Below are 13,904 nucleotides of genomic sequence, written 5' to 3'. Positions count from 1 at the left end.
ATGCCACATGGGCGGGGGCAAAATGCCTCCGCCCATGACATTTCCCCCCTGCCGGTGCTAGATACTGCCGGAGCAAGATCAGGGGTTCTGTTATGAAACGCGCCATTATCTCTGCCGATGATTTCGGCATGTCTGTTGAAGTGAATGAGGCAATCGAACTTGCCCATCGCAATGGCCTGCTTTCAACAGCCAGCCTTATGGTTGCGGGTGAGGCTGTGGATGACGCCATAGAACGCGCCAAACGCCTGCCTACCCTTAACGTTGGCCTGCACCTTGTGGTGATAGAAGGCCCCGCTGTTCTGCCCCATACCAGCCTGCCGCTTATTACCCAGCCCGATGGATGGTTTTCATCCTCGCAATTTGGCTTGGGGGTTGATTACTTTTTCCGCCCTGAAGGACGGAGAGAACTGGAAGCCGAAATTACCGCCCAGTTTGAAGCCTTCCGCCGCACTGGCCTGCGGTTAGACCATGCCAATGCCCACAAACACATGCACCTGCACCCCACGGTGGGGCACCTGCTTGTCACCATTGGCAAACGCTATGGGCTCAATGCCGTGCGCGTGCCGCTAGAACCGCCCGAACCCCTTTACGCCGCTGGCACCTATACAGACACGCTGGGTGATGCCGCCCTCCGCCGCTGGACAAGCCTTTTGCGCCATCAGGCCCATGCTGCGGGCATGAAAACAAATGACTGGTGCTTTGGGCTGGCATGGAGCGGCCACATGACAACAGACCGCGTGGCCGCGCTGGCCGCGCATCTGCCCGAAGGTGTTTCTGAAATCTATTTCCACCCCGCCACACATAAAAATGCCCTGCTGAAAAGGCTGATGCCAACTTATGAGCAGGAAGCCGAGTTCAAAGCTTTGTGTTCTCCGGGCTTTCGGGCCGGGTTGGAACATGCCCATGCGCAGCTTTGCGGCTGGCAGGATTTAGAAATGCCACAGGACAATGTGCCACCTGTTGCAAAATTACCGTTATAACAAAAAATGCATCCCGTTATTGGCTTTTATTTCATTTTTATACAGTTTTAGGAAATATTATTACAAATACCAACTTGACCACACACAGCGCTTCTGTTTGTGATGAGGGGCCAACAACCAAAAATAACAATAATGGTTTGTCCCATGCCTTTCATCTTCAGCCCTCGTGCTTTGCGTTCATCCGCTGCCTTTGCGCTAAAAGGTGAATTGTCCACCTATCTGCGCTGGCTCACCATGCTGCCTTAAACAGACAGGCAAGCTCTGCGGAGCTTTTTCCTTATCAGCATTGTGGTCAACATTTCCGACACTCATGATTTTGCGGGAAGCGGAATGACTTTTTCAAAAACATGCCGCCATAAAGCGGAGCATGATATGCCCGGGCGTGCATTTTCTACCGCCCTTTCTGCGCTGCTTGCAGGTTGCGCGGCTGTTGTATTGCCTGTTGGCGCACACAATGCGGCACAGGCGCAAAGCACCACCACATCTCCGCTTACGGCCCAAACGGCCGTGGCACCTGTATCCGATGCAATTGTAACGCCCGGAGATAACAAGGTACACGCAGGCCCCGCGCAGGCAGGCCGCCCGCTGGATGCAGAATCCCTCGGCCCGGATCTTAACGCCATTCGGCGGCCACCCAACACGCCTATCCCGCCCAGCGGTGTGCCTGTTCTGCCGTTTCCCGGTATGGCCACCATGAGCGTGCAGCCTGTGGGCCCATCGGGCGACGCCTCGGCCTTTCATAAGGTGGAGCTGGATTCCATTCTGGCTACAGAAGGCCCTTCACGCATGTTGCCCCCCAGCCTGGATGCACTGCGAGATACGGATCTGAATGATCCGTACTACGTGCCCACGGCGGGGTCTGGCGCGCTTATTCCGCAGCTCAGCCCATTCCGAAACCGGCTGCGCGAAAAAGGCTTTACCTTTTCCTTCACCTATAAGGGCGAAGCCAACGGCCTGTTTGCCGGTGGCCGACCGGGGGAAAAAGGCACCAGTTATGTGCACGAACTCACCCTTCAGGCCATTTTCGATCTGGGCAAAATGGACCCCAGACTGGGCGGGTGGTCTGTGCATACATTGGTGATGGAACGTGCAGGCAAGGCCATTCAGGGCCCGCGCGTGGGCGAATCCTACGTTGGCTTGCAGGAAGTGTATTCTCTTTCCGGCAACGTGGTGGCCCACTTGGTGGACTTGTATGCTGAAAAGAAATTCCGCAACAACACGCTCGATGTCATTTTCGGGCGTATGTCGCTCACCCATGTGTTTGCAACATCGCCTCTGCTCTGCTCGTTCATGGTGACGTGTTCTGCGCCTGTAGCCATCAAACAGAATCCGGGCATGAGCGTGTATCCAAAAGCCACATGGGGGGCGCGCATCCGCTTCCGCCCCACATGGGATACGGCTATCCAGATTGGCGCGTATTCTGTGGGCGCATTGAACGAGAACCCCTCCGGCTGGGCGTGGGGGGCGGAACACGCCACCGGTATTTCCCTGCCCATCGAATTTACGTGGCAGCCGTTTTTAACACGCAACCGCCTGCCGGGGCATTACGTGCTGGGCTACGCGCATGATACCACGCGCTATGCCGATAAAATTGGCTCGGCCCTGCCAAGTGCCGTTGCCGCACAGGTGCCCGGCGCACGCTCTGCCCCGTCTGACATGTTCTGGCTGGAAGCAGACCAGATGGTGTACCGCCTTGGTGGCCGTAACATGATGGCCGGTGGCTACCTGATGGGCGGCTACATCCATGTGACCCCGCGCGCCGTGAATGTGTCTGACCAGTTGTACGGCGGTATCTCCCTTGTAGGGGTGATTCCCTCTCGCATGACGGACCGTCTGGGCATGATGTTCTCATGGTACAAGGTCAGCAACCGGCGGCGGCAGAGTGAGCAGCTCGCGCTGGATGGCGGATACGGCCTGCCAAGTGGTGTGTATGGCGTGCAGCATTCGTCTGACGTGATTGAGGCCTATTACGGTATTGATGCCCTGCCCGGCCTGCTGGTGCAGCCAGAGTTCCAGTACATGATTCACCCCGGTGAAACACATAAAATCCGCAATGCGGGCATGATGGGCCTTAAGGTTATTGCCAACCTCTAGCAGGTTTTGCCCATACGCATGCAGTCTGCCCTAGTCAGGGCGGACTGCCTCTGCTAGTCAGCCTGTCGAACGTTCAACCTACGCGACTGGCCTGCTGCATACCGGCATGACTGATACGCCCGAAAACACATCTTCCGGCCCCCGCCTTTCCTCTAAAGCGGAAGCTGCCCGCGCCGAGCGTATGGCCCGGCAGGCTGCGGCGCTGCGTGCCAATTTGCGCCGCCGCAAGGAACAGGCACGCACCCGGCAGGACTCAACAGATTCTGCCACCCCCACCAGTTCTGAACCCGGCGCACAAAACCGCCACCCTACCGGAGAAGACAAGACATGCCCGTGATGCCAGATACATGGATCCGCCAGATGGCTCAGGACCACGGCATGATTGAACCGTTTGTGGAAAACCAGAAGCGCGAAGGCGTTATTTCCTACGGTCTTTCCTCCTACGGGTATGATGCCCGCGTGGCGGATGATTTCCGTATTTTTACGGATGTAAACAACGCCATTGTGGACCCCAAGAACTTCAGCCCGGATGGCTTTGTTTCCCGCCGGGCCGATGTATGCATTATTCCGCCCAACAGCTTTGTGCTGGCACATACTATTGAATACTTCCGTATTCCGCGGGATGTACTGGTGGTGTGTTTGGGCAAATCCACCTATGCGCGCTGCGGCATTATCGTCAACGTCACCCCGCTGGAACCGGAATGGGAAGGACAGGTGACGATCGAGATCAGCAACACCACCCCCCTGCCCGCCCGCATTTATGCCAATGAAGGCATCTGCCAGTTCCTGTTCTTCAAGGGTGAAAGCCCGTGTGAAGTCAGCTACGCAGACCGTGCCGGCAAGTATATGGGCCAGCGTGGCGTTGCCACCCCGCGGATGTAAGAAAGACCATGGATCGTTTCATCATCCGGGGCGGACGCCCCCTGCACGGCGAAATTACTATTGGCGGCGCCAAGAACGCAGGCCTGAAACTGCTGGTGGCCGGGCTGCTGACATCTGAACGGCTGGTGCTTTCCAACGTGCCGCGCATTGCAGATATTGGCACCATGCGCGCCCTGCTGCGCCAGCATGGGTTGGAAGTGCAAGACGTAAACGGTGATGGTTCCACCATTTCCGTTGGCGGTGACATTACCAACACCGAAGCACCGTATGACATTGTTTCCAAAATGCGTGCCTCCATTCTGGTGCTTGGCCCCCTGCTGGCCCGCTGCCATGAAGCTCGCGTTTCCCTTCCCGGTGGGTGTGCCATTGGCACGCGCCCGGTGGATATGCACCTTCGGGGGCTGGAAACTCTGGGCGCAGAAATTACGCTGGAAAACGGCTATATCAACGCCAAGGCCCCCAAGGGGCTAAAGGGCGAGCGGGTTATTCTGCCGTTTGCCTCTGTTGGGGCTACGGAAAACATCATGATGGCCGCCACCCTTGCCAAAGGGCGCACGGAAATTGTGAATGCCGCGCGTGAGCCGGAAATGGTGGATCTGGCCAACTGCCTGAACGCCATGGGTGCACGTATTTCTGGCGCGGGCACCGGCACCATTACCATTGATGGCGTAGAAGCCCTGCACGGGGCCCACCACCGCATTATGCCAGACCGCATTGAATGCGGCACCTATGCCTGCGCCGCCGCCATTACGGGGGGGGACCTGCGCCTGATTGATGGGCATGTGGACCATCTGGGCGCTGTGGTGCGCGCGCTGGAAGAAACCGGCGTGGAAGTGACGCAGGAAGGCAATGCCATGCGCGTGCGCCGCACCGGTGCACTGCGTGGCATTGATATCATGACAGAACCCTACCCCGGCTTCCCTACAGATATGCAGGCCCAGTTTATGGCGCTGCTTTCTGTGGCCGAAGGGGCCTCCATGATTACGGAAACCATTTTTGAAAACCGTTTCATGCATGTGCCAGAGCTTAACCGCATGGGCGCACGCATTAACGTGCATGGGTCTTCCGCCATTATCCGCGGCGTGCACAGCCTTTCTGGCGCACCTGTTATGGCGACCGATCTGCGGGCATCTTTCTCGCTCATTCTGGCAGGGCTTGCCGCGCATGGGGAAACCATCCTCAGCCGCGTGTATCACCTAGACCGGGGATATGAGGCTGTGGAACGCAAACTGGCCGCCTGTGGCGCACAGATTGAGCGTGTGCGGGACTAAACCCCGCTCACAACATCGCGTTTTAAAAACGGGTGGTGGCAGCAATGCTTCCACCCGTTTTTGTATTCAGGCTTCAGGCGCAGTTTCCTCGCTTACGGCAAAGCCAATCAGGCCACCCATAACGGCCATAAGGCCCACGTAATCTGCCATTCCCAGTGAAACGCTGCCAAGCAGCAGGGCTTCCCCCGCCAATGTAAACCCAACCTCTCCCGCCTGTGTGGCATCCACGGCGGCAATCAGATACGGATCTGATGAAAGGTTGCGGGCATAGGTAAATAGTGGTGTGGCCAAGCAGCCTGCAAACAGCGCAATCAGGCCCGTGGATATTATCTGCCCCATATCTGGCAATGGGGGGCGCACCAGTAACAAAAGCCCCGCAAAAAATGGCAGGGCGCCAAGTGTCATTAACAAAACAGCGGCCAGTGGATCTTGCAACAGTGCAGCGTGTGGCCCCGCCTGATGCCGGAACCGATTAAGCAACTGGTTGCCAATTGGGTAACAGAACGCCGCCACCAGCAACGGCACCACGCCAGAGGCAATTTGTGCCAGTGGCACGCCAGATTGCAGCCGCCCTGCATTAAGAATAACGATGCCGGCAAAAATTAGCACCAGAAACGCCACACCGCGTAAGGGCACCTTACCACCAAAAGCCCATAGCACCACAGGTGTGGCCAGAATGGTGCTTTGCCATGTGGCCGCAACTATCCAGCCGGGCGCATGATTGGCCGCAAAGCAGCAGCACGCGTAAAAGGCACCATACCCAATGCCTCCTGCCACCAGCCAGAAGCGCAGCTTTTGCCAGAACAGGTGCCAGATTGCCCCCACCCAGCGCGCGCCTTTGGCCACAAAGCCCCACACCAACAGCAGCAAAGCGGTTTCAATATACCGCAGTGCGGCACTCCACACCCAGTGCCCGCCATGCAGGCTGATAGAACGATTAAGCACAAAGGTGACAGAAAACAACGCCGAGGCCACCAGCCCCAACCCGATAAGCCGAGGCGCCCCCGTGCCACCATGCCGTATGCCTGCGCCTGCCAGAATGGGCGCTGCTGCTGTGTTTTTCTCCACCATATCTGCGCCCCTGTTTTATCCCCACACCACACTTTTCAACCACGAACAGGCAAAGCCTGCCCTTTATTCTGTGCGATGTGTTAACGAATAATACAAGAGCGCACCGCCTGCTGCGCACATACAAAAAAGCCGGAGCAGGCTGATGCCCCGCTCCGGCTTTTGAAGAAACGCTCTTTTCAGGCTGGTAGGGTTTAGTCTTCCCACCACACGGAAAGCGTGCGCACGCCCTGTGCACCACGCACCAGAACACCCTGAATATCCGCCGTGGCGGAAGGCCCACTCATCAGCACACCGTAATTGGCGGTATGGAACTCGGGGCGGTCCATATAAGCGGTATGCATGTTTGCGGTCAGATTCTTGGGGGAAAGAATGACCACAATATGCTGCGTGAGATGCGCTGCGGAGTTCAGGTTATTCAACTGCGCTTCGCTCAGATAGATGGAGCCCATTTCGGCAATGCCGAAAGGTGAGCGCACCACCAGCACATCCACCGAGGCCGCCTGCTGTGGGGAATCCAGATCTTCAATCCGGATTGTGCCTTCAAAATCCGGCACGGCAGAGCAGATCACCTTGGAATCCGGAAAGGTGCGGGCAATAGCTGTTGCCAGCGTATCATTTTCCTGCCGTTCCAGAACCTGGCCGCCAATAATTTGCAGGCTGTTTTCAAAACGCGCCTTGCCTGCATCCATATCCCCCAGCTTGGCAACGGGGGGCAGCGGATGGGCGTTGGGGTCTGGGCGGTTATCCCGCAAACGGGCTAGAATGGCATCACGCGAGCTCATGCTTTTTCCCCTTCCTTCTGCTTGTTCAGGCGGTTTTTCTTGTACCAGCTGTTGAAGGTAGTTTTGACGGGGTGCGGCAGTTCACGGTGCTTGCCCCACGGGTTCAGCCAGTTATACAGCACAAAACGTGGCATGGTGCTCAGCGCCACTTCCGTACCGTTAATGGCTGCACGGTACAGCTTGGGCTGGCCCATAAGCTTGCCAGCCATGTGCATGATCTCACGTTTTACAAACGGCAGTTCATGATGTTCGGCCAGTACGCGCCGCCATTTATACAGCTGCTCGTGAATGTTGATCTTGACCGGGCACACATTGGTGCAGCTTCCGTTCATGGTGGAAGCAAACGGCAGCGTGCTGTATTTGCGCTCGTTAAAGGTGGGATCAATAATTGCGCCAATCGGGCCGGAATACACGGCACCGTAGGACAGACCACCGGAACGGCGATACACCGGGCAGGTGTTCATGCACGCACCGCAGCGGATACACTTCAGCGATGTCCAGAAATCCTGCATGCCAAGGCGGTGGGAGCGGCCATTATCCACCAGCACCACGTGCATTTCGCTGCCCTTTTGCGGGCCACGGAAGTGCGTGGTGTACTGCGTAATGGGAGAGCCCAGCGCACTGCGGGAAAGCAGGCGGATAAACACACCCATATCCGCCATGCGCGGCACAAGGCGTTCGATCCCGATAGTGGCAATATGCAGGCCCGGCACCGTAGCGCTTAGGTCCGCATTGCCTTCATTGGTGCAGACAACGAAGGAGCCTGTTTCGGCCACAACAAAGTTGCCGCCTGTCATGCCCGCATCGGCAGACAGAATGACCGGGCGCGCAGCCAGACGCTGCTGCCATGCCAGAGACTGCGCGCTGTTGTCGTTCGGGTCTGTGTGATAGTGCTCGGCAAAAATCTTGGCCACGTCTGGTATCAGCTTGTGTACGGCTGGCACCACAATGTGGCTGGGCATCTGGTTATCAAGCTGCTGGATACGTTCACCAAGGTCTGTCTCGGTTACCGTAACGCCGCGTGGTTCCAGATATTCGCGCATCTGGCATTCTTCGGTCACCATCGACTTACTTTTGATAAGCGATTTGGCGCCGTGTTTTTCCAGAATTTCACCAACTATGCGGTTGTGTTCCGCACCATCGGCTGCCCAGTGAACATGAATGCCGTTCTTTTTGGCGTTGGCCTCAAACTGCTCCAGATATTCGGGCAGGTTGGCCAGCGTGTGTTCCTTGATCTGGGAAGCACGGGTGCGCAGTTCCTGCCATTCCGGCAGAATGTGCATCTGCTCATCACGCTTCTGGCGCAGGTCCCACAGGCGTTCGTCATGAAAGCTTTCATGAGCAACGTCTTCAATGAACTCTTCCGCCGCCTTGGCGTGGTTGACTGGTTTAACCTTCATTCCCGTGCTCCATTCAGAATTTCAGCAATGTGAATGAAGCGGATGGGAACCCCGGCCCGTTCCGCACACCCTTGCTGGTGCATCATGCAGGACGTATCGGCAGAAACAATGTATTCCGCCCCGGCATTGTGGTGATCGGTTACCTTATCCACCCCCATTTTGGCGGAAACGGCTTCTTCCGTAACCGAGAAGGTGCCACCAAAACCGCAGCATTCATCTGGCCGTTTGGGATGGGCGAAGGAAATACCCTTCACCTTGGAAAGCAGATCCATCGGTTTGGAGAAGAAAGGCTCACCCAGTTCAGACATGCTGGCCGTACGCAGGGCGCGCAGGGTGCCGCAACTGTTATGCAGGCCCACCTTGTGCGGGAATTCCGCCCAAGGGAAATCTTGCACCTTCAGCACATCGTGCAGAAATTCCACCAGTTCAAAGGTGTTTTCACGCACATGCCGCACTTCATCCGTTTGCGGAATGGCATCAAAGTTGTCCCGCACATGGTGGGTGCAACTGCCAGACGGCATAACAATGGCATCGTATTTGGCAAAGAGTTTGACAAACAGCGCCTCAGCAGAGGCAGCATCCCGGTTACAGCCTGAATTGGCCATTGGCTGGCCGCAGCAGGTTTGTTCCATGGGGTATTCCACATCCTGGCCCAGCTTTTCCAGCAGTTCCAGCGTGGCAATCCCTGCGTTTGGATAAAACGCATCTATGTAACAGGGAATAAACAACCCGATTTTCATACGCACCCCCGGTTTTTGCAGCCAGACACTCTCAGCCCGCTGCAATCATAATTTCAACAAGCGTGGGGCCATCGGTCGCTAATGCTGCTTCCAGCGTGGGCGCAATATCTGCCGCCCGCGTTACTCTGCTGGAAGGCACCCCCATGGACCGGGCCAAAGCCTGATAGTCTATTTGTGGATCAACAATATCCATGGCGGGATATGTCCCCTCCTGCGCAGAGATATAGTTGTTTTGCTGCCGCATGAAGTTCTTGAGCACGTTGTACTCGCGATTGTTCATCACAACAAAAGTAACGGGCAGCTTTTCGTGTGCGGCTGTCCACAAAGCCTGTGGGGAATACAGGGCTGCCCCATCCCCCACCAGTGAGACAACTCTATCCCGCCCAAGGCCAAGTGAGGCCCCAACAGCCGCAGGCATGCCCCAGCCCAGTGCGCCACCCCGCAGGAAGGAATACTGGGCAGACCATGCACTTTCTAAAAATAACCGAACATCGGATGAAGTGGCAATGGCTTCATCCACAATGGCAATATCCGGGCCAATGGCACGCACCGTCTCCCACGCTGCAACGCGGGGGGAAATAACGGCATCTGCCGGATGGGCCAATACCTCTGCCACAGCCTGCGCACGCTGCGCGCGCCGGGCTTCCGCCACCTTCTGGCCCGATGCCGCATAGGCAACACGCTGCGGGGCTGCCGCCTTTTGCAACATGGGCAACAACGCCTGCAAGGATGCGCGAATATCCCCCACCACGGAAAGCGGCGTCCAGAACGTGCGCCCCAGATCCCGCACATCGGAAGACATCTGATACACCGCGCAGGATGGCGGCAGGGCCGGGCCTTCTGTGTACAGAATGGTAATGAGGGATTTGCCACCCAATGCGAAAATGGCATCGTACCCGCTCAGTTTTTCCGCAATACCGGTGGCCTGTGTGGGCAGGTTGCCGCACCACAGCGGATGCGCCGTGGCAAACGGAATGCGCGATGGCCATGATGAGCCATAAACCGGCGCACCCAAACACTCTGCCACAGCAGCCACTTCATCTGCGGCATCCGAGGCATACACCTCATCCCCCGCAATAATGGCCACCTTGCCGGGGCGCAGGGCTGTAAGAGCTTGCGCCAGTTCTGGCAGCCCACCTGCCACGGCCTGACGGTTGATATTGGAGGGCTCACCAATATCCACGCTGCTCATTTCTTCCATCACATCCATGGGGAGTGACAGAAACACCGGCCCTGTGGGGGCTGCGGTGGAATCATGAAAAGCGCGGCGCAATAAAACAGGAAGCTGATCTGCATGAGCCACTTCCTGCGCCCATTTTACGGCGGGGCGGGCAATCTGCACCAGATCACCAAACAGAAGCGGATCAGAAATGGTGTGGCGGGAATCCTGCTGCCCGGCAGTCACCACCAATGGGGTTTGCGAAACACTGGCATTGAGCAGATTGCCCATGCCGTGGCCCAAACCACCTGCCGTATGCAGGTTAAGAAAGCCCGGTTTGCGGGCGGCCTGCGCGTAACCATCTGCCATGGCCACCACGCTGGCTTCCTGAAGGCCCAACACGTAATGCACGTTGGGCACTTCCAGCAGGGCATCTATCAGCGGCAGTTCCGTAGTGCCGGGGTTGCCGAATATGTATTCAACCCCTTCGCTCCGCAGCACTTCCAGCAAAACCGCTGCACCGCGCCGGGTTTTGCCGCCTGCTGTTTCTACAGATGTTACTGCCATTACGCCTGCCCCCTATTCTGCCGTTTTGGCAAGTGTGCCACAGCCTGCGCATTGGCACACTGCGCCATTGCCCAACCGTATATACACTTTGCACGACTGAAAGGATTTGTTCATTCCCCTACCCTGATAGACTGACAGAAATATGCAGGGGAATTCACAATAAGGCAGAACGGTAACATCTGCTTTGCTGGCCCAAATTTCTGTCATGCTGTGCTGCCTTTTCTGGCAGCCTGAACTGCTACGCCGCTTGTTATAACAAAATGAAGCATTTTGCAAAACAGGCGGCGCGCACATCAGCAAAAAAATCTGGCCTGCGTTTTTTGCGCAGCTTTACGCTGCGGCACTCGTTTCACCCAGCTGAGCCAGCGGCTGCATGAGCAGATGGTTGTGGGAGTAATCAACCGGCACGGCAATAACTACCGGGCCTTCTACATCCATGGCCGTACGCAGGGCCTGACGCACTTCATCTTCCGTGGTGGCGTTAATGCCCGTTGCGCCGCAGGCTTCTGCATATTTTGCAAAATCAATGGGGCCAAAGTTCACGCCGGAACCACGGCCATATTTCTTCTGCTCCTGCATTTCCACCATGTTGTAGGCTTCATCAATCCAAACCATGTGGATCAGGTTGCACTTCAGGCGCACAGCCGTTTCCAGTTCCATGCTGGACATCATGAACCCACCATCACCAGAGATGGACAGCACTTTCTGCGCCGGGTTCAGCAGGCTTGCGGCAATACCCCACGGCAGGCCCACGCCCATTGTCTGCTGACCATTGCTGATAAGCACCTGACGCGCCCGGAAGGACAGCAGATAACGTGCCAGCCAGATATGGAAGGTACCCATATCCAGGCACAGTGTCATATCCGGGGTTACAAACTGTTCCAGCTCACGCACGATCTGGAGCGGATGCACGGCGTTGTTGCTGGTGCTGCGGGCTTCCAACAGCGCGGTGGTGCGGGCTTTTTTGTAGCCTTCCAGAACAGCTTCCAGTTCTGAAGCACGGGCCAGCTTGCCTGCATCTTTTGCCAGCACTGTCAGCGTGGGTGCAATTTCACCAATCAGTTCAATGGCCGGAACGTAGGCGTTATCCAGTTCTGCAGGAACGATATCTACGTTGATGATCTTGCGGTCATCATTCACGTTCCACAGCCACGGATCATATTCTACCGGGTTGTAGCCGATAGCCACAACAACATCGGCTTCGTGCAGAAGCTGATCACCATGCTGGTTACGGAACAGGCCAACGCGGCCACCAAAACGGTCCACCAGATCTTCAGAAACCGCACCAGCAGCCTGATAGGTGCCCACAACCGGCACGCCGGTTTCTTTTACAAAAGCGCGCACGCCTTCTGCCACATCCGGGCGGCTGGCCAGCATACCCAGCAGAACCACAGGGCGTTTGGCGTTTTTCAGCATGGTTGCGGCTTCTGCAATCACATCAGCCGGGGCACCGCCAACGCGCGGCAGCGGACGGCCAGCCAGAACCGGTGCATGAGCCGGCATGGAAAGCACATCCATAGGCGTGCTTACAAAAGCAGCACCGGGGCGGCCACCTTCTGCAAAGCGGAAAGCGTTGGCCATCACTTCAGAAATCGCAACCGGGGTTGTCAGCTCAACACTGTATTTGGTGATGGGCTTGAACAGGTTGACCGTATCCATGGTCTGGTGCGTCAGCTTCAGGCGGTCTGCCAGTTTTACGGCGCCACCAATAGCCAGCACCGGGTCGCCTTCAGAATTGGCGGTAGCAAGGCCGGTTACAAAGTTGGAAGCACCGGGGCCGGATGTGGCAATGCACACGCCTGCCTTGCCTGTAAGACGGCCAAGGCCACCTGCAATAAAGGCTGCGTTCTGTTCATGCCGCGTAACAACGGTGGTGATGGAGGAATCCACCAGCGCATCAAACAGACGGTCTACCTTAGCGCCCGGAATACCGAACACGTGCTTGACGCCGTGGGCTTCCAGATTTTTGACAATAAGCTCCGCACCGCACTGAGCGGCGTTGTCTGCCGGGTTGGTCATTTCAGTTCTGTCCTGCAAAAACTGGGCTGCCAGAAAGCTGTTTTTCAGCAGCCCCGTTAAAAATGTTCAGCGAATGGAGGCTCAGCCGCCTTCAGCAATACGGATGGCTTCGCTCAGGCTTTCAGGGTTCAGGTCAGCCTTGGCGAACTGTTCCGTACGGGGCAGCTGAATTTCCAGATCGGAAATGGAAGCCACTTCCAGCTTGCCGCGCACAAGGCGATATTCCGTAACGTGCCCGCCACGTTTGCTATCTTCAGAAAGGAAGTGCAGGTGGTAGCCCGCAACATTCACGCCCTGCATGTAAACCGGGGTGCGGAAGCCGATCATGGTGCCCATAACGTTTTCCATGGTGCAGGTGGGCTGCTTTTTCACCACTTCCAGCATGTGCGGATACGGCTTGCACTGGCAGAACACCGTGCGGGTATCAACGCGCTGGAATTCACCCGTAAAGCGCACGGCACCAAACAGGTTGGGGTTACCAAGCAGGCTGTCCACCAGCTCTTCAAACGTTTCCTTGGTTTTGGGGGAATCGATGGTAACCGTTTTTTCCGGTTCAAAATACGTTACGCAGGCAAACGGCGTTTTAAGAGAACCGGGCACTTCTGCGGCCAGACCTTCTGCACGGAACTGGCGCACCACGCCGTCTGTCACAATCATTTCGCCATCAAGGGCGTTGAATGTGCCAAGGCCGAAGTTACCGTGCTGGAGCAGTTCATCCAGCGTGGTTTCACCATCGTACACCGCATCCAGCAGGGCCGCCATGGTGGAGGTCTGGTACAAACGGTTTGCAACAGGCTTTTTCAGCACGCCGTTGCCAAGGGCAGAAGAGCGGACATCCATGTCCATCACCGACTGTTTTTTCATGCTGCAATACTCCCACAAACGCATGGTGGTTTAAGTTCGTTTCGCCCGCACGTTATAACAGTGGAAGCCAGTCTT

12 protein-coding genes are annotated in these 13,904 nt (G+C 56.7%); 5 read left to right on the top strand and 7 right to left on the bottom strand.

The features are described from left to right. The first annotated feature begins 92 nt into the window (after nucleotides 1–92). The 5 genes from hpnK (at nucleotide 93) to murA (ending at nucleotide 5,227) form a co-directional block, all read left to right on the top strand. Nucleotides 93–980: a hopanoid biosynthesis-associated protein HpnK gene (hpnK, locus tag EOV40_RS01975; RefSeq protein WP_003630033.1), complete on the top strand. Its 888-nt coding sequence runs from the start codon at nucleotides 93–95 to the stop codon at nucleotides 978–980. Between the two features lie 288 nt (nucleotides 981–1,268). Beyond that, nucleotides 1,269–3,074, top strand: a complete 1,806-nt coding sequence (locus tag EOV40_RS01970; protein ID WP_050819193.1) for a carbohydrate porin — start codon at nucleotides 1,269–1,271, stop codon at nucleotides 3,072–3,074. A 106-nt stretch (nucleotides 3,075–3,180) separates the two neighbouring features. Beyond that, a complete protein-coding gene (locus EOV40_RS01965; RefSeq protein ID WP_003624963.1) occupies nucleotides 3,181–3,411 on the top strand; it encodes a hypothetical protein in 231 nt (76 codons plus the stop codon). Beyond that, the gene (gene dcd / locus EOV40_RS01960; RefSeq protein WP_012812446.1) at nucleotides 3,402–3,956 is read left to right on the top strand and encodes a dCTP deaminase; all 555 of its coding nucleotides are present in this window, start codon (nucleotides 3,402–3,404) and stop codon (nucleotides 3,954–3,956) included. The genes EOV40_RS01965 and dcd overlap by 10 nt, the downstream gene beginning before the upstream one ends. Nucleotides 3,957–3,964: 8 nt before the next feature. Beyond that, a complete protein-coding gene (murA, locus tag EOV40_RS01955; RefSeq protein WP_128104898.1) occupies nucleotides 3,965–5,227 on the top strand; it encodes a UDP-N-acetylglucosamine 1-carboxyvinyltransferase in 1,263 nt (420 codons plus the stop codon). Between the two features lie 66 nt (nucleotides 5,228–5,293). Here the strand turns inward: murA and EOV40_RS01950 are convergent, their stop codons facing one another. The 7 genes from EOV40_RS01950 to budA all read right to left on the bottom strand — a co-directional run bounded on the left by EOV40_RS01950 (nucleotide 5,294) and on the right by budA (nucleotide 13,853). Then, nucleotides 5,294–6,298, bottom strand: a complete 1,005-nt coding sequence (locus EOV40_RS01950; protein WP_128104897.1) for a multidrug resistance efflux transporter family protein — start codon at nucleotides 6,296–6,298, stop codon at nucleotides 5,294–5,296. A 191-nt stretch (nucleotides 6,299–6,489) separates the two neighbouring features. After that, on the bottom strand, nucleotides 6,490–7,080 hold the full coding sequence (locus EOV40_RS01945) for a LutC/YkgG family protein (RefSeq protein ID WP_003624971.1): 591 nt from the start codon (nucleotides 7,078–7,080) through the stop codon (nucleotides 6,490–6,492). Next, nucleotides 7,077–8,480 (bottom strand): lactate utilization protein B, encoded by a 1,404-nt coding sequence (locus tag EOV40_RS01940; protein ID WP_003624973.1) that lies wholly within the window; start codon nucleotides 8,478–8,480, stop codon nucleotides 7,077–7,079. The genes EOV40_RS01945 and EOV40_RS01940 overlap by 4 nt, the downstream gene beginning before the upstream one ends. Further along, nucleotides 8,477–9,220 carry a (Fe-S)-binding protein gene (locus tag EOV40_RS01935; RefSeq protein ID WP_128104896.1) on the bottom strand — a complete coding sequence of 248 codons (744 nt, stop codon included), beginning with the start codon at nucleotides 9,218–9,220 and terminating at the stop codon, nucleotides 8,477–8,479. Before EOV40_RS01935 ends, EOV40_RS01940 begins: the two co-directional genes overlap by 4 nt. Before the next feature lie 31 nt (nucleotides 9,221–9,251). Further along, entirely contained in the window at nucleotides 9,252–10,946 is a 1,695-nt protein-coding gene (locus EOV40_RS01930) for a thiamine pyrophosphate-dependent enzyme (protein ID WP_128104895.1), read from the bottom strand. Nucleotides 10,947–11,276: 330 nt separating this feature from the next. Beyond that, on the bottom strand, nucleotides 11,277–12,965 hold the full coding sequence (gene alsS, locus EOV40_RS01920; protein ID WP_128104894.1) for an acetolactate synthase AlsS: 1,689 nt from the start codon (nucleotides 12,963–12,965) through the stop codon (nucleotides 11,277–11,279). An 81-nt stretch (nucleotides 12,966–13,046) separates the two neighbouring features. Then, nucleotides 13,047–13,853, bottom strand: a complete 807-nt coding sequence (budA, locus tag EOV40_RS01915) for an acetolactate decarboxylase (protein WP_003624984.1) — start codon at nucleotides 13,851–13,853, stop codon at nucleotides 13,047–13,049. Between the last annotated feature and the right edge of the window lie 51 nt (nucleotides 13,854–13,904).

This window comes from Acetobacter oryzoeni (assembly GCF_004014775.2).
Lineage (GTDB): Bacteria > Pseudomonadota > Alphaproteobacteria > Acetobacterales > Acetobacteraceae > Acetobacter > Acetobacter oryzoeni.
This window is presented reverse-complemented; position numbering and strand designations above follow the sequence as displayed.